Raw genomic sequence first — 15705 nt, 5'->3', positions numbered from 1 at the left:
ACGACCGGGAGCAGCTGAGCCTTACCCGGCCTCCGTCACTGGGCCTCATCGCGGCGAGTGACAGACCTACGACCTGCGCGAGCCTGCCCAGGCTCCCACCCGGCCTCTGTGGCCGGGCCTCATTGCGGGTCCAGCGCCGCCTTCTGCTGCAGCTGCAGCACGTGGTCTCACCCGGCCCTAAAGGCCGGGCCTCATTGCGGGATGGTGCGGCTCGACGGAGGGGACGTGGCTGGCAGGTCTCACCCGGCCTGCGTGGCCGGGCCTCATTGCGGCGGGTGGGAATGAAACGGGTCGTCAACCGCAAACGACGAGGGTTCACCCGGCCCCCGTGGCCGGGCCTCATTGCGGGGAGGACCTGAGCGCGGACCCGAACGACGGCCGGTACCTAGTCTCACCCGGCCCTAACGGCCAGGCTTCATTGCGGCTGCGTCTGGTAAGGATCAAACCCGAACACCCGCCGACCGTCTCACCCGGCCTCCCTGGTCGGGCCTCATTGCGGGATCCCGCACCTGTTCAACACCGCCAACAACCTGCCGGTCTCACCCGGTTTAAGCGGCCGGGCCTCATCGCGGCAGGGCGGTGTACGGGCGGCACGATCGAGGAGGTCACTTGTCGACTTGGCCCTAGTGGCCAGGCCTTATTGCGGCGTCCAGTACTGCGTGGTGTTCATCGCGGGCGGCGTCTCACCCGGTCTTCGTGACCGGGCCTCAGCGCGGCATGGTGGTGTCCTGCCGGACACCGACGACGAAGGCGGCCGGCCTCATAGCGGCCCCGCCGTTTCGGTGGGCTGGACCTGGTTGCCTCGATCTACCCGGCATTTACGGCCGGGCCTCATTGCGGGAGCACATCAATGTCGTGCTGCACCCCCTTAGTGATCGAGGTCTCACCCGGCCCTACCGGCCGGGCCTCATTGCGGGGGCACCTGCGACGCCAACTTCGCCTGGCAGGAATGGTCTCATCCGGCCTGCGTGGCCGGTCCAATGGCGGGATGAACGTGACGGGCCTGTGCATGACCACCGAGGTAGTCTCACCGGCCATCGCGGCGGGCCTCATTGCGGGGTCCTCTACTTCTGGGCGCACCGACACGGTTGGTAACTCACCCAGCCCAGCGGCTGGGCCTCATTGCGGCACCCCGTCAACCAGGTCGCGGTCGATCATGCCCCGAAACCTATTACCCGGCCCTACCGGCCGGGCCTCATTACGGGGTTGATCCCATCTGGACTGCTCACTTCAACCTGGTCGTCTCCCCCGGCTTCCGTGGCCGGGCCTCATCAGAGAGTAGAAGTCGCTTAGGTTCCGGCTTCCTAGATCAAGGTGCCATTCAATCCGGATGACTTGACAAGGCGGGCCCAGCGGGGGCTGCGGTGGAATTGCCGGGCAAGATCGATGGATCGTGGCAGTGTGCCGTCTGGACGGCGGTTTTGGAGTGCCCACTGCCAAGCTTCCTGCTGGAGAGTGCGTCCGCGCTTGCCGTCGGCCGATACAGGTGCTGAGACGGCTGTGAGCTCCTCGGGAAAGAGTCGACGGGTGACGCTTTGCCGTACCAGCCGGAAGGCCATCTCCAAGCCGCCGATCATTGCGAAGGCCGGCCAAGCTGCCACAGCACGACCGATGAGGGATGGCTCAGCGACAGCGACGTTGGCGGCAACGCTCGCAAGGCTGCCAACTACCAGAAGCGTCCAGGGCAGGACTCCTCCGCGCCTCCCGCGCCGCGAGTCGGCGAGCAGGGCCATCGAGGCGCAGAGCACCATCCCGTCGACGCTAAGTGGTAGAAGCGCAGCAGTCCAAGGCGACTCGCCGTGTCGAACCGCGAGTAGGTGGAGGTGCCGGTAGGAGATCAAGCCGGCGATGAAAGCCAGCGCGACCACGCTGGTTATCGTCGTGCTCAGGATGACCGTTTCGATTCGTCTTTGGTCGGCGCCGTTCATGGGCTCGGCCACTGGTCCTCGTTCCCTCCAGCATGATCAAAGGGCTCGCTTTCGTACTCGTCAGCGAAGCGAGCCGCACCATTGTCAGGATGATCTGCGCGCGCTGCGATTCCGGATCTTCGTGAACGCGTCGAGCGCTGTCTCGTCGGCGTCGTCCAGTGTGTGCAGGTACTTCTCGGTGGTCGCGATCGATGCGTGCCCAAGTCGCTCTTTGACCACTTGGAGGTCGGCGCCACCCGATAGCAACCACGATGCGTGTGCGTGACGAAGGTCGTGGATGCGGACCTTGACCGTGAGGTCGGCCGCAGCGAGGGCGGGCTTCCAGATCTGGTTGCGGAACGCCTCCGCAGGTACGTGGCCATCGGTGTCGCGGATACGGCGCCTGCGAGGGCTGTCATTGCCTTCGGTCTGACGGCGCTGTGCTCGGTAAAGGGCAATGGCGGCACGGCAGTGCTCGCAGCGGCACTTGCCGGAGTTGTAGCCCATCAGCGTCCCGTGTTGATACTGCCGACCTGCCGCAGTCGGGGGAGTGAGGCCCAGATGCTCAGGATCGGGAACCACACGTAGCTTCGTGCGGGGAGCGGACTCCTGCCGCCACATGAAGAGCAGATCGTTCGGTCCCAGCTCTCGTTCTTCGATGTGCAGGCGCAACTTGTTGATGAGCTGCCTAGTGAGCTTGAGACGCCGGAACTCCTTGTCCTTGGGGTACTCCTTCACGAGGAAACGGCCGCCGGTCGGGTGGAACTGAGGATTGACCTCGACGACTGCCCGGTTGACGGTCAGGATCCGTGAGCCTGTATCGAGATCCTTGACTCGTAGTTCGGTCAGCTCACCCCAGCGGAGGCCAGTCTCGATGTCGGTCTCGACCAGCAGCTTCGTGTCCGCGTCCGGCAGGGCCCGATAGAGCGTCTCGAACTGCTCAGGAGAAATGATCGTCCGCGGCTTGGCCACCACCGGTGGCGACTTGACCCCCTTGCAGGGGTGAATGAAGGTCACCTGGTCATTCAGCGCGGTCGTGAAGATCGCGCTCAGGACGATCTTCGTCTTCTGGATCGTCACGGGCGACGCACCCTTCTTCTTCATGGCGACGATCCAGGCCCGGACATGCTCAGGCATGATGTCGATCATTCGCATGGCGCCGAACTCGGGCAGGAGATGCTTCCTGATCGCGTAGGTGTAGGTCTGCCGGGTCGTGGCTTCCATCTCGTGGTTGGGCAGCCAGGTGCCTTCGACGTAGCTCTTGAAGGTCTGCCGTCCACGCTTGGGATCGCCGATCCGCCCCTTGGCCACCTCTGCCTCGGCCATCTGCCAGGCTCTGTCGGCGTCCTTCTTGTTGGAGAAGGTGCCCGCCGAGAGGATGTTGCCTTTCAGGTCTTGGTAGCAGGCCGTGTATCGCGGCTTGCCGTTGCGATCGAGTCGCTTGAACGAGTAACCCACTCAACCCCGCCTTCATGATCCTTCGTTAGTGACTCGTTAGTGGAGCTCGCGTCAGTGAGTGACACTGCGCGAGATCTCCCGACACGAGATCATGCCTTCTACCTGCGATTATAGGCCGAGAGTCACTAGAAGACCACGAAGCGTTGAACGCCGGGGCAAGGCTGATAAGGAAGAGGTCCCAGGTTCAAGTCCTGGTAGCCCCACCACAAAACACCAGCTCAGAGGCCAGTCCCCAAGATCCGGGACCTGGCCTTTTGATCGTTTGACCGTCATCTGACCGTCGTGCCGTCCGTCACCAACGGGCACCGACGCGTTCAAGTGAGTTTCTGTCGGCATCTTGATCAGACGAGAACTCCGTCGTAAGCGCAGAGGACAAGGGCAACCCTCACGTCGCCCCGTGCGTGTGCGGCGACAAGCCAGGCGAGCAGAGCTTCGGCCCGAGGAAGCTGCCATGGCGCGGCTGAGAGCTGCCTTTTCGAAGAGGGAAGCGCCTGGCAACCTCGCGCTAGCCGTGGTTCGCTGCGCCGTAGCGCAACCCGTCATACAGAATCGTGGCGATGCGTAGCGCATCGTCCTTCCAGCCTTTGGCGCGCATCCCGCAGATGCCGCCGAGGGCGCGCAGCACGACGCGCCCACTGATGCCACTGCGGACGAGGCCTGCTGCGACACCTGCGGCGAGAAGTTCGTCGAGGGCGCGGGCCATCTCGTCGCGTGCGTCGTCGAAGACCGGCGAATCGGTTGCCATGATGCTCTCCAGCGCCTCACCCATCCCTCTGCCTACTGCCGCGTGTTCCACTAGCAGCAGCAGGAAGGTGCGCAGTGCTTCGTCCGGGGCGTATTGCGCGAGCAGCCGGGCGGGGCTTGCGCAGAGCTCGGCGACCTCCTGGCGGTACACCTCCGCGACGAGAGCCTCGCGCGTTGCGAAGTGGCGGTACAGCGTGCCGACGGCCACATCGGCTCGGCGGGCGATCTCCTCTACATGGGCGTCGTCGTCGGCGAGGAACGCCTCACGCGCCGCGGCTAGGAGCGCTTCGCGGTTGCGGCGGGCATCGGCGCGCAGTGGACGTGATGACGGCAACGGTCCTCCATAAGGTGAATCGGACTCCGTTTAAGTGTACAGTTTCCGGAGTCGGGTTCACATTATTGAAGGAGTACGCCCATGACGATCGAGCAGGAACAGCTCGCCGGCCTGCGAGTGCTGGTGACCGGCGGTAGCCGAGGGCTCGGGGAGGCGACGGCTCGTCGCTTCGCCGCAGCCGGCGCCGTCGTGCTGACGGCCTCGCGAACCGCACCTCCGCAAGACCTGCCCGCCATCTTCATTCCCGCCGACCTGCGGTCGGAGGAGGGGGCGACGGAACTCGGCCGACGCGTAGTGGACAGCGTCGGAGGCATCGACGTCCTGGTCAACAACGCCGGAGCCGCAACCGGACCGATGCCGACCTTGGAGCGGTCGGACGCGTCCTGGCTCGCCGACCTGGAGATGAACCTGCTCAGCGCGGTCCGGCTTGACCGGGCCCTGGTTCCCGGGATGGTCGAGCGTGGCTTCGGTGTCGTGGTGCACGTCTCCTCCATCGCCAGCCACCTTCCCCAGCCTGCCGAGGCGTCGTACGCGGCATCGAAGGCGGCGCTCAACGCCTATAGCCGCGAGTTGGCGACGGCGGTGGGCGAGCACGGCGTACGTGTGGTGTGCGTTCTGCCGGGCTTCGTCGTCACCGAGGGAGCGGTCGACCATCTTCAGCAGATGGCCGACAGCCAGGGCGTGGGCATCGACGAGGTCAAGCAGCAGATCGTGGACCACCTGAAGGTGCCGATGGGGCGCCCCGGCGAACCCGGGGACGTCGCCGAGATGATCGCGTTCCTCGCCTCCGGCCGCGCCAGATGGCTCACCGGCGCTCAGTTCCGGGTCGACGGCGGCATCATCCCCGTGGTCTGAGCCGCCCCCCGCAGGCGATTCGAGGAGAGACACCATGACCTTCAGCCTGACGTCACTGATCGTGGATGCGGCGGACCTGGACAGCGAAAGCTCGTTCTGGCACCGGCTACTCGGCGGCTCGATCACGAGGACGGCGACGCACCACTTTCTTCAGATCGACGGCTTCCCCATGATCGTGATCCAGCACGCTCCGGAACATGTGCCGCCGCAGTGGCCCGACGGCGCCCCCCAGCAGATGCACTTCGACCTCGCCACGGACGACGCGGCGACCGCGGACAAGCGGGTGCTGGACGCCGGCGGTCGACGACTGCGACCGACTGACGACGTCGTCGCCTCCACCCAGCCGGGCTCCCGGGTCTACGCCAGCCCGGCCGGACACCCCTTCTGCGTTCGCTCGGCCTGACCCCGAAACCGAGCACGAAGTCACCGCGTGGTTGACCAGCGCCACCTGCCCCTCGGCATGCCTACCCGGACCGGACTCTGGAACCTGATGTGGAGGCCCATCCATGAAGCTTCGGCCAGAATCGCGAGGTTCGCTTCTTAAGCTTCACTGTTTATGCCGGCGCTGATCAGCCAGATGTGTTCGCAGGTCGCCGATGCCTTCTGCAGTTCCTCGCGGGACTCTTGTGAGGCGTGGTAGAAGGTCCGCTCGATCATCCAGCACAGGGCTCGTGCCATCGCTGACGCATGGTCTGGTGCGGTGCCGGCCTGAACGCCGGCTCGCTCCAGGACGGCGGTGATGGCCGTGATGAACAGGTCAGCTGTGTGGCTCCACAGCTCGCCGATCTCCGGCACGGTCAACGACAGGTCGATCGCCGTGCGGAAGACCAGGCCGTGCTCGTTCCACAGCTCGACCGTGCGCCGCATGGCCGCTGCGATGGCCTGGCGCGGCTCCTCGGTCTGCGCGGTGACCCGGGACCGCTCCCACAGGTGCTCGACGGTCCGGGCCACGAGTGCCGCGACCACTTCCTGCTTGGAGCCGAAGTAGAAGTACAGGGCGCCGCGTGTGATGCCGGCGCCCTGGGCGACGTCGCCGACGGTCATGGCGTCGTAGCCCTTTTGCGCCAGCAGGGCTTCGCAGGCGTCCAGAATGGCCCGCTCCCGGATATCGCCCTTGCGTTCGGTGGTGCGCCGGCTCCGCGCGCGGTCGTGGGCAGGCATCAGAGCTGCGCACCCTCGGCGAAGTCGGTCGAACGGGAAAGCGCCTCCCACGCGCGGATGTCCTCGTCCACAGCCGCGCGCGCGGCGGTGACCAGTCGCAGCGCGTCCGAACCCAGGACGAGGTGGGCCGGCGGCCGGTCGACCGACGCGATGTGCACGACGGCCTCCCCGGCCTTGGCCGGATTGCCCAGCTGGTTCCCGCTCGCCTTCTGCCGCGTCTCCCGGATGGGATTGAACAGCTCGTCGTAGTCGTCGATGCTCCGCGCGGCGCGCGTCATGGACCGCCCGGCCCAGTCGGTGCGGAAGGAGCCGGGCTCGATCGCCGTGACATGCATCCCGAACTGCGTGACCTCCTTGCCCAGTGCCTCGAGGATCCCTTCCAGGGCGAACTTGCTGCCGCAGTAGGCGGACATGCCGGGCACGGCCATGAGCCCGCCCATGGAAGTGACGGCCATCAGGTGTCCGCGACGGCGCCGGCGCATGTGGGGCAGTGCTGCCTGCAGGGTGGCCACTGCCCCGAATACGTTGACCTCGAACTGGCGCCGCACCTCGGCGAGCGGGGTTTCCTCGAAGGTGCCCTCCAGGCCGTAGCCGGCGTTGGCGACGACGACGTCCAGAGGGCCGACGCTCTGTTCCACCTCTGCGACCACGCGCGAGACGGCGTCGTCGTCCGTCACGTCCAGGATGCGGCCGTGAGCGCGCCCGGGTTGGAGTCCTTCGAAGGCCCGCAGGTCCTCCTCGGAGCGGACCGTGCCGGCGACGGTGTGTCCGGCGGCCAGGGCGGCTTGGGCGAAGGCGCGTCCGAGGCCCGCGCTGACGCCGGTGATGAGCCACTTCTGCTTCTGCATTGCTTCTCCAGAGAAGACTCGCGAGGAGCTGGACTGCTCTCGCACTCAAATTCTACACAGCGTCGATTTTTATCATCATCGTGTAGATTTCCGTGACGCCTCAGGGAGGGCTCCGCCACGCCAGAGGAGCAGCGCGCGGCCCGGCGGTCAGCGGCCGTACGCCTCCAGCAGTCGCAGCCACACCTCGCTGATGGTGGGGAACGACGGAACCGCGTGCCACAGCCGGTCCAGCGGAACCTCGCCGACGATCGCGATCGTCGCGGCGTGAAGCAGTTCTGCGACGTCCGGACCCACGAGCGTGAAGCCGACGATCACTTTCCTGTCCTCGTCGACGACCATGCGGGCGTGCCCCCGGTATCCGTCGGCGTGCAGGGCGGATCCGGCGATGGTGCCCAGGTCGTAATCGACGACGCGGATCAGTATCCCGGCGGCCTCGGCCGCGGCGGCGGTCAGCCCCACCGACGCGATCTCCGGTTCGGTGAAGACCACCTGGGGCACCGCGCGCTCGTCGGCCGTGGCGACGTGCCGGCCCCAGCGGCCGTCGTCGACCGCTTCGCCCTTCGCCCGCGTCACGATGACGTCGCCGACCGCGCGGGCCTGGTATTTGCCCTGGTGGGTCAGCAGCACTCGCCGGTTGACGTCACCGGCGGCGTACAGCCACCCATCGCCGATCGGCGCCCCGTCCTGCCCGACCACGCGCAGCGTGTCGTCCACCGTGAGCCAGGCACCCGGCGTGAGGCCGACGGCGCCGAGACCGATGTCCTGGGTGTTCGGTGTCCGGCCGATCGCCACCAGCACCTCGTCGGCCTCGACCTGCTCGCCGTCGGTCATCGTGATGTGTACCGTCCCGGCCTCGTCGCGGTGCACCGATGCGACCTCCGCTCCGAGGCGTACCGACACACCGGCCTCCCGCAACGACTCGGTGACCCGCTCGCCGGCGAACGGCTCGGCCAGCGGCAGCACGCCGTCACGAGCCAGCATCGTCACCGAGGACCCCAGGGCGGCGAAGGCGGTCGCCATCTCCGACGCCACCACGCCACCACCGATGATCGCGAGCCGGCCGGGGACCGCGCTCGCGGCGGCCGCCTCCCGGCTGGTCCACGGCGCGGCCTCGCGCAAACCGGGAACGTCCGGCAGCAACGCGCCGCTTCCGGTCGCGATGACCACCGCATGCTGTGCCGTCAACGTGACCGGGACGCCGTCGTCGCCGGTCACCTCGACCACGTTCGCGGACACGATCCGGCCCTGACCACGGTGCAGAGCGATCCCGGCCGAATCGAGCCAGCCGGCCTGGCCATCGTCCTTCCAATGTGAGGCGAAGGAATCCCGGCGGCCCAGCACCGCGGCCGCGTCGAGACCGCCGGTCACCGCCTCGCGCGCCCCGGGCACCTGACGCGCCGCCCGCAGCGCCGCCGCGCTGCGCAGCAATGCCTTGGTCGGCATGCAGGCCCAGTAGGAGCATTCCCCACCGACGAGCTCGCGCTCGACGACGGCGGCGCTCAGCCCACCCTGCACCACCCGGTCGGCGACGTTCTCCCCGACCGGACCGGCCCCGATGACGACGACGTCGTAGGTGTTGCTGTCCATGTCAGTTTCCCTTCGCGGCGCGGCCGAGGCGGAAGGCCGAGATGAGGAAAAAGATGCCGCCGGGGATGGCGTAGCCGGCCGCGTTGGTCAGCGTCGGGTTGGCTGCGGAGGCACCAAGGATGAACGACGCACCGGCGAGTACCGAGATGGCGCCGCTGATGATCATCGGCCACTGGCCGCCCATCTTGCGGCGGGTGACGCCCACGATCAGCTGGACCAGCCCGGCCACGATTGCCCAGGCGCCCCACACGCGCAGCACAGCCGGGATGCCGGACGCGCAGGCGATGGCCACTCCGATGGCGGTGATCAGGCTGACCGCGATGTTGACGTACAACAGGGCAGGTGATCCGGTGGCGCGCGACGCGCGGGCGTCGATGACGGCGGCGGCCACGTCGAACAGCGGGTAGAGCACGAGCAGGGTGACCACGAGCGGGCCCAGGTTCGAGGCGGTCGTGAACATCGCGAGGGCCCAGACGATGGCGAACGCGAACCGGACGAAGTACAGCCGCCGCAGTGCGGACGCGGTCCCGGAAATGCCGGGCGAAGCAGCGATGGAGCTCATGATGATCCTTCTCAGAGTTTGAATGACGAGGAGACCGCCCCGCTCGTTGCGTGGAAGCACTCCCGGCGCACGGGCGCTGCTGACGGCCAGGTCCAGATGCTCGACGGAAATCCGGGCCGGCTTCACAAAGGACGGAAAGTCCGGGGTGCTCCGTGCCGCGGACGCCGGACCCGCCGCCGACAGCCTGGCCGCGGCGACCACGGCCGCACCGATGAACAGCGGGGCGGTGCGTACGTGAAGACGACGAGCCACTGGAACAACTCTCTCGCAAGACAGAACGTTCTACCTCGCACAGCCTGCAATCTGCCGTGCAACCTGTCAAGACAGAACGTTCTACCTACTAGGATGGTCGCATGCGTAGCGAATCCGAAGGCCGGCCGTCCGAAGCGCGGTCCCGGCTGCTCGACACGGCCACCCGGCTCTTCTACGCCGAGGGCATCCAGGCCGTCGGCATCGATCGCATCGTCGCCGAGGCGCAGGTGACGCGGGCCACCCTCTACCGGCACTTCCCGGGCAAGGAAGACCTTGTCCTGGCCTACCTGAACGAGGTCGACCGGGCCATAAGGAGTCAGGCGGACGAGGTTGTGGCCGCCGGACTACCGGCCGCCGACACCATCCGCGCCCTCAGCACGTCCATCGCCCGAAGCATCCAGTCCCCCGGCTTCCGGGGATGCGCCTTCCTCAACGCTGCCGTCGAGTATCCCGACCCCGAGTCCCCGGTGCACAAGGCCGTGCTCGCCCACCGCCAATGGTTCCTGGAAACAATCACGGAACTGCTGGCCAGGATCCAGGAGACCGGCGCCGAGCCCGCCGCCCGCCACTTCGTGATGATGCGCGACGGCGCCATGGCCGCCGGCTGCCTGTTCGACCCGGTGCTGATCTGCGAGACCTTCCTACGCGGAGTCGAGAGGCTCCTGCAGGTTTATGCCGCCACCGACTACAGCGGACCGGCGAGCGCCTGAAGCCGCAGGCGCCTCCGCTCAGCCTTGCACGGCGACACATCAAGGCGAGGGCGTCCAAGACAAATACTCAGACGCCCTCGCTTCATTTTGATGCAGCCGAAGGCGGTGCGGCCAAGACATCCAGGCGCGTACGAGCCCCGTAGGGCGTATCGCCGCTCAGGCTGCCACCCGGCTATCTATCCCACCTGCTCCTCCACGTTGCTTAGATCGAGAGAAAGGATGCGAAGGACTTCGATGGTGGGAACCCGGTAGGTATCGCCTGCTTGAACGACTCGGCAGGGGAACTCGCCGCGTTTGACGAGGCGGTAGGCGGTGTTGCGGCTGAGGCCGAGGGCGCGGGCGGCAGTCAGCAGAGGGACGACGGCCGGGAGGGCACGTACCTCCTCGATGGTCATGGGCGTCACTCCGCCTCCCCTCTTCTCTCCGGCAGCCTGCAGGCGTGCCTTGGCGAGCGCGCAGTAGTCCGCGTTGGGCTCGATGCCGATGAACTGCTGGCCGAGTTGCCGGGCGGCAAGGGCCGTTGTTGCCGCTCCGGAAAACGGGTCCAGGACGGTGCCGCTGGGGCGGCAGCCGGCGGCAATGGCGCGGAGCGGGATGTCGATCGGGAACGGCGCGAAGTGGGCGCCTCGGTAAGGCCTGGTGGAGATGGTCCAGACGTCGCCGGGGTTGCGGCCGTTCCGGTTGGCCGCATCAATGGCACGGCCGTTTGAGCGGCTGGCGGTGCCGTGCAGTGTGCTGGCTGGCTCCGGCATGCCGGTTGGTGGCCAGGGCGTCTGGATGGCATTGAGCTTCATCCCGCCGCGCCGCGTCCGGTGAGACAGTGATCGGTTGCCGGTGTATTGCTCGCGGATGGCGTCGAGGTCGAACCAGTAGAAGCGTTGCTTGACGAGCAGGAAGATCAGCTCGCACCGGGTGGAGAGCCGGTCGAGGACCGACTGCGGCATGGCGTTGGGCTTGGACCAGACGATCGCGTTGCGCAGGATCCAGCCGTCCTGCTGGAGGGCGAAGGCGACCCGCCAGGGCATGCCGAGCAGGTTCTTGGGCGGCACGATGCGACGGGAGCGAGGCCGTACGGCTGGCTGCCGCTTGTTGTAGGTGTCGCCGCGGGCGTAGCCGTCGAAGTTGGCGGCGTACATGTCGCCGATGTTGAGCCAGCAGGTGCCGTCGTTGGCGAGCACCCGCCGGGCCTCCGCGAACGTGGCGCGGAGGGTGTCCACGTACTCGTCGGGCGTCGACGCCTGGCCGTACTCCTCCGCGGCCGTAGTCCCGAAGCCCGTAGCAGGGCGGGCTGGTCACCAGGCAGTCCACGGACCGGTCGGGCATCTCGGAGAGCACTTCGCGTGCGTCGCCGAGGTGCAGGGTGGCGTGGTCGTCTCGCCAGTACGGAATTCTCATTGCGCCTCCTCCTGCACGAACAGAGCCCTCATGAGAGGGGCGAGTCCGGCCGAGGCCGGCTGGCGAGGGACCTGAAGCCCCAGGTCGTGCTCGTTACTTCCATTTCTGTTCCGGGGCGGCACTCAGATACGCGCTTAGAGTGCAGCAGCGGCCTCCGGCACCGCTCCGGCGTGAGCTGTTACCCCTGGTGAGAGCACCTGCGTACCTCTGGCGCCGCTCTGGCGGACGCCTCTCAAATCGCCGCACCACCAAACGCCGGAGGCGTGCCAGAAGCAGTCGGGGATTGGCGCCGGAGCCGTGCCAGAGGGCCCTCCTACAACCGGGTTCGACGAAGCGAAATCCCTCTCGCCGTGGAGAACCCGATGCCTGCGAACCCATCCGAGATGGTCGGCCCGGACCGGTCACCCCTGGACATCGCCGAGCGCGCCTTCCGAATGCTCGCCTGCGCGCCCAGCAGCCTCGCCGGCCGGGAACGCGAATGGCCTGCGGCACCTGCTGGATGCGGCTACGTACGCCCGGGAGAGCAAGGAATGGTGGGAGTCGGACTGACTCGGCAGCCTGGCCGAGCGGGCTCTCGGCACGAGGGGCGGCCGGGAGCCCGCAGAGAGGCGGTCAGGCGGGGACCTTGTCGAGGAAGCCGTACACGTTGCCGATCCGGCCGTCCTCGGCGATCGCGACGACGTCGAAACCGATCACGACGGGCTCGGCGGCGCCCTCGGGGCCGAGGTGCCAGGTGAACCGGGCCGTGTCGTGATGACCGTCCACGGCGCCGCCCAGGGTGAACACGAACCCGGGGAACATGTCCTGCGCGCCGGCGATCACGGCGGTGACGCCTTCGTGGCCGGTCACCGTGGCCAGCGGGTCGATGTAGCCGCCGTCCTCGGTCCACAGCGCGGCCACTGCCTTCGCCCTGGCCTCGGGGTCACGCTCGTTCCAGGCGGCGATGTAACGCTCGGCCAGGGCGGTGTAGTCGGTCATCTTCGTGCTCCTTCAGGTTGTCTCGGTGACGACACGTGAACGGTGTCATGGACCCTTGAGGAGAGGCGATTACGCGCCGGGTAATGCTTCCGGCGCGCGCGTCTCCTTGCGCAGGTGGGTCTTGAGGACCTTCCCCCCGGGTTGCGCGGCAGCTCGGCCTCCCTGGACCAGAACCGGACCGGCACCTTGAACGCCGCGATGCGGTCGCGTAGGAACTCCTGGGGCGCCACGCCGGGATCCTGTCGTACGGGATGCGCGCGATCCGCCACGCTCATCGACCACGCCTCCCGCGGTCCTCGGGCATCACATGCTCGACAGGGACCGTCTCAGCGCGGTCGTAGCGGCCTGACCAGGCCATGTTCAACACGCTGCTCCGCATTCGGCACTTGTTGCGTGAGTGAGGCTCTTGACCCTCACGTGGCGGTGACGTCAGGCTGCGTAGTCGGTGCCGTGGAGGATCACTGGACTGTGGGACACGTGGCCGAGCTGGCCGGTGTGAGTGTCCGGGCGGCCATCGAGAGGGGACTCGAGGCACGGGCGAAGGGGCTGAAGGTGACACCGGAGGAGCAACTGGAGATGCTCGGCGCACGGCTGTACAACGAGATCGGCAGCGCTTACCCCGCGACACGGCGTACTGAGCCGCGGATCGCCGCGCAGATATGGGATGCACTCGGGGACGCGCAGACGGTGCTGAACGTCGGGGCCGGCACCGGCTCCTACGAGCCTCCCGATCGCGACGTGACCGCGGTGGAGCCATCGGCGGTCATGCGGGGTCAGCGACCTGCCGACGCGGCGCCGTGCGTGGCCGCCACCGCGGAGAACCTGCCGTTCGAGGACCGGTCCTTCGACGTCGCGATGGCCGTCTCCACCGTTCACCACTGGGGGGATCCGACAGCGGGGCTGCGCGAGATGCGGCGCGTGGCTCACCGCGTAGTGGTGCTCACCTTCGACACCGACGAGCCTGGCTGGCAGGACCGGTTCTGGCTTACCCGCGACTACCTGCCTGAGTTCGCCGCCGTCCTCGCGGAATTTCCCTCGCTTGCCGGGATGGCCGACGCGATCGGCGCCCGCGCCGAGCCGGTGCCCATCCCGTGGGACTGCGCTGACGGCCTGTTCGAGGCGTACTGGCGCCGACCGGCGGCTTATCTGGAGGAGCACGTGCGCCGTGCGATGTCGGTGTGGACGAAGGTCGGGCCTGAGGCTGAGCAGCGGGCGGTGCGAAGCCTCGGCGACGACCTTGACTCCGGCCGGTGGGCCGAGCGCAACAGCGACCTCACCGCCCTTGACGCGGCAGATCTCGGCCTCCGCTTGCTCATAGCGTGAACCACGCCGCAGCTCAGGATGGTTGTCTCATCCCTATGCACGCGGATCGCATCGGCCGGCAGCGGTGCGGCCGGGCACACCTCCAGGGACGGCAGGGACGTCTCGTCCTGCGCGAGGGTGTCCGGTGACGACCAGGCTCGTGATCTCCGTACGGTGCAGCCGCTCCTCCGCGTCCCCGTCGAACCGTCCGTGCGCTCGCAGATCTCGCAGCGGTCGCCACTGTCGGTTACGTGGCCGGATACGACAACTACATAGGACGGTGGGAAAATAGTTCATTGACTGATCAATGAACCGTTGTCGCTGAATCACGTGAGACACGTCCCCACCGAGCCTCGCAACCTGTGGTCGGTCGGTGGCTTCAAGGGAGGCCGAATGGCGACCAGCCCCATCGGGGCGGGGAGGCCGAGGACCCGCGGCGTCGTGCTCAACAGGATCCGGAAGGCAGGCACCATCAGCCGGGTCGAGCTCGCCGCCGACACCGGAGTCACGGCGGCGACCATCACCCAGGTCGTTCGTGAGCTCATGGACCTTGGGCTGGTCGTCGAGGTCGGGCGCGGCGCGTCGACCGGAGGCAAGCCTCCGACGCTGCTGCAGATCAACCCGCACGCCCGGTACGCCGTAGGAGTGTTGTTCGAACGCAACATCTGCATCATCGTCATCGTCGATCTGACCGGCCGGCAGGTGGCCAGGACCGCGTTCCCCGGAACGGCGCTGCTGCCTCCCGAGCAGGCACTCTCGCTGGTGGCCTCGCGTGTGGACGCCCTGATCGAGACCGCCGGAGTCGATCGCGGCAAAGTGCTCGGAGTGGGGCTGGCGACCTACGGACCACAGGACCGGCAGGCGGGCGTGCTGCTGACCCACCAGCCGACCGCCGAGTGGTTCCGATATCCGGTCGCGCCGTGCCTGTCCGAACTCCTGGGCCTGCCGGTGCTGCTCGACAACGACGCGGCGGCCGCGGCGATCGGCGAGTACTGGCTGGGGGCGGTGGAGTCCCGTACGTACGGGTGCCTCTACATGGCCAGTGGCCTCGGCGGGGGCGTCGTCATCGATGGCGAGGTGTACCGCGGCGTCTCTTCCAACGCCGTCGAGATCGGCCACATCACCATCGACGTCAACGGAGGACCATGCGATTGCGGCAACTACGGCTGCCTTGGAAACTACGTGGAACCCGCCGCCGTGATAAGGCAGGCGCTGAAGGAGTCGAGCCTCGGTCAACGGCTTGGGCTCGACCCTGCGGATACTGACGTCATGACCGGGTTCGCCCGCATCGCGACCGCCGCCGTCGCCGGAGACCCGGCGGCACGGACCTTGATCGAGCGCTCCGCCCGCCATCTGGGCACCGCCGCCGTCACGATGACGAGCCTGTTCGACCTCGACCTGATCGTGCTCGCCGGCCCCAGTTTCACCACCGCGGCGTCGATCTACCAGTCTGTGATCGAGGAGGAGGTGCAACGGCGTACCTTCGCCCGGCGGGCGCACCCGGTCCGGGTGGTCACCTCGGTCAGCAGCTCGGACGCGGCGGCGATCGGCGGCGCCGTGCTTGTCCTGCAGGGCGAGCTGGCCCTCCTCGAGCTGGACGTACGAGCCTGAC

The 15705-nt window shown here is 67.6% G+C and carries 14 protein-coding genes; 5 read left to right on the top strand and 9 right to left on the bottom strand.

Annotated elements, in window-relative coordinates; all coding sequences use genetic code 11:
* Positions 1-1304: 1304 nt before the first annotated feature.
* The 3 genes from Mam01_RS28820 to Mam01_RS28810 all read right to left on the bottom strand — a co-directional run bounded on the left by Mam01_RS28820 (position 1305) and on the right by Mam01_RS28810 (position 4443).
* Complete coding sequence (locus tag Mam01_RS28820; protein ID WP_239101703.1) at positions 1305-1940, bottom strand: DUF2637 domain-containing protein; 636 nt, start codon at positions 1938-1940, stop codon at positions 1305-1307.
* 72 nt (positions 1941-2012) lie between these two features.
* Positions 2013-3365, bottom strand: a complete 1353-nt coding sequence (locus Mam01_RS28815; RefSeq protein ID WP_204288353.1) for a tyrosine-type recombinase/integrase — start codon at positions 3363-3365, stop codon at positions 2013-2015.
* Between the two features lie 505 nt (positions 3366-3870).
* Positions 3871-4443, bottom strand: coding sequence for a TetR/AcrR family transcriptional regulator (locus tag Mam01_RS28810; RefSeq protein WP_204288352.1), 573 nt, complete (start codon positions 4441-4443; stop codon positions 3871-3873).
* An 81-nt stretch (positions 4444-4524) separates the two neighbouring features.
* Between Mam01_RS28810 and Mam01_RS28805 the strand changes: the two genes are divergently transcribed.
* Together Mam01_RS28805 and Mam01_RS28800 are read left to right on the top strand one after the other, a co-directional pair.
* Entirely contained in the window at positions 4525-5298 is a 774-nt protein-coding gene (locus Mam01_RS28805) for an oxidoreductase (RefSeq protein ID WP_204288351.1), read from the top strand.
* A gap of 34 nt (positions 5299-5332) precedes the next feature.
* Entirely contained in the window at positions 5333-5701 is a 369-nt protein-coding gene (locus tag Mam01_RS28800; protein WP_204288350.1) for a VOC family protein, read from the top strand.
* A 137-nt stretch (positions 5702-5838) separates the two neighbouring features.
* Here the strand turns inward: Mam01_RS28800 and Mam01_RS28795 are convergent, their stop codons facing one another.
* From Mam01_RS28795 to Mam01_RS28780, 4 genes are all read right to left on the bottom strand, one after another.
* Positions 5839-6459, bottom strand: coding sequence for a TetR/AcrR family transcriptional regulator (locus tag Mam01_RS28795; RefSeq protein WP_204288349.1), 621 nt, complete (start codon positions 6457-6459; stop codon positions 5839-5841).
* The gene (locus tag Mam01_RS28790) at positions 6459-7307 is read right to left on the bottom strand and encodes an oxidoreductase (protein WP_204288348.1); all 849 of its coding nucleotides are present in this window, start codon (positions 7305-7307) and stop codon (positions 6459-6461) included. The genes Mam01_RS28795 and Mam01_RS28790 overlap by 1 nt, the downstream gene beginning before the upstream one ends.
* Positions 7308-7454: 147 nt before the next feature.
* A complete protein-coding gene (locus Mam01_RS28785) occupies positions 7455-8894 on the bottom strand; it encodes a dihydrolipoyl dehydrogenase family protein (RefSeq protein ID WP_204288347.1) in 1440 nt (479 codons plus the stop codon).
* Position 8895: 1 nt separating this feature from the next.
* Positions 8896-9657, bottom strand: a complete 762-nt coding sequence (locus Mam01_RS28780) for a hypothetical protein (protein ID WP_239101702.1) — start codon at positions 9655-9657, stop codon at positions 8896-8898.
* 152 nt (positions 9658-9809) lie between these two features.
* Between Mam01_RS28780 and Mam01_RS28775 the strand changes: the two genes are divergently transcribed.
* Positions 9810-10418, top strand: coding sequence for a TetR/AcrR family transcriptional regulator (locus tag Mam01_RS28775; RefSeq protein ID WP_204288346.1), 609 nt, complete (start codon positions 9810-9812; stop codon positions 10416-10418).
* 176 nt (positions 10419-10594) lie between these two features.
* On the opposite strand, the gene Mam01_RS28765 is transcribed toward Mam01_RS28775, so the two are convergent.
* Both Mam01_RS28765 and Mam01_RS28760 read right to left on the bottom strand, forming a co-directional pair.
* A complete protein-coding gene (locus Mam01_RS28765; protein ID WP_239101701.1) occupies positions 10595-11635 on the bottom strand; it encodes a DNA methyltransferase in 1041 nt (346 codons plus the stop codon).
* Positions 11636-12425: 790 nt separating this feature from the next.
* Positions 12426-12791: a nuclear transport factor 2 family protein gene (locus Mam01_RS28760; protein WP_204288345.1), complete on the bottom strand. Its 366-nt coding sequence runs from the start codon at positions 12789-12791 to the stop codon at positions 12426-12428.
* Between the two features lie 477 nt (positions 12792-13268).
* On the opposite strand from Mam01_RS28760, the gene Mam01_RS28755 reads away from it, so the two are divergent.
* Together Mam01_RS28755 and Mam01_RS28750 are read left to right on the top strand one after the other, a co-directional pair.
* On the top strand, positions 13269-14114 hold the full coding sequence (locus Mam01_RS28755) for a class I SAM-dependent methyltransferase (RefSeq protein ID WP_204288344.1): 846 nt from the start codon (positions 13269-13271) through the stop codon (positions 14112-14114).
* Positions 14115-14486: 372 nt separating this feature from the next.
* A complete protein-coding gene (locus Mam01_RS28750; RefSeq protein WP_204288343.1) occupies positions 14487-15704 on the top strand; it encodes an ROK family transcriptional regulator in 1218 nt (405 codons plus the stop codon).
* Position 15705 lies beyond the last annotated feature (1 nt).

The sequence above is a fragment of the Microbispora amethystogenes genome, from assembly GCF_016863015.1.
In the GTDB taxonomy this organism is placed as follows: domain Bacteria; phylum Actinomycetota; class Actinomycetes; order Streptosporangiales; family Streptosporangiaceae; genus Microbispora; species Microbispora amethystogenes.
Note: the sequence above shows the minus strand (reverse complement) of the source record. Positions and strands in the feature narration are given on the sequence as shown.

What these genes read in the sequence shown, in the direction of transcription:
- Mam01_RS28750 (WP_204288343.1), top strand. Translation starts at nt 14,487, where the DNA reads ATGGCGACCAGCCCCATCGGGGCGGGGAGGCCGAGGACCCGCGGCGTC.
- Mam01_RS28785 (WP_204288347.1), bottom strand. Translation starts at nt 8,894, where the DNA reads ATGGACAGCAACACCTACGACGTCGTCGTCATCGGGGCCGGTCCGGTC.
- Mam01_RS28795 (WP_204288349.1), bottom strand. Translation starts at nt 6,459, where the DNA reads ATGCCTGCCCACGACCGCGCGCGGAGCCGGCGCACCACCGAACGCAAG.
- Mam01_RS28775 (WP_204288346.1), top strand. Translation starts at nt 9,810, where the DNA reads ATGCGTAGCGAATCCGAAGGCCGGCCGTCCGAAGCGCGGTCCCGGCTG.
- Mam01_RS28800 (WP_204288350.1), top strand. Translation starts at nt 5,333, where the DNA reads ATGACCTTCAGCCTGACGTCACTGATCGTGGATGCGGCGGACCTGGAC.
- Mam01_RS28790 (WP_204288348.1), bottom strand. Translation starts at nt 7,307, where the DNA reads ATGCAGAAGCAGAAGTGGCTCATCACCGGCGTCAGCGCGGGCCTCGGA.
- Mam01_RS28760 (WP_204288345.1), bottom strand. Translation starts at nt 12,791, where the DNA reads ATGACCGACTACACCGCCCTGGCCGAGCGTTACATCGCCGCCTGGAAC.
- Mam01_RS28805 (WP_204288351.1), top strand. Translation starts at nt 4,525, where the DNA reads ATGACGATCGAGCAGGAACAGCTCGCCGGCCTGCGAGTGCTGGTGACC.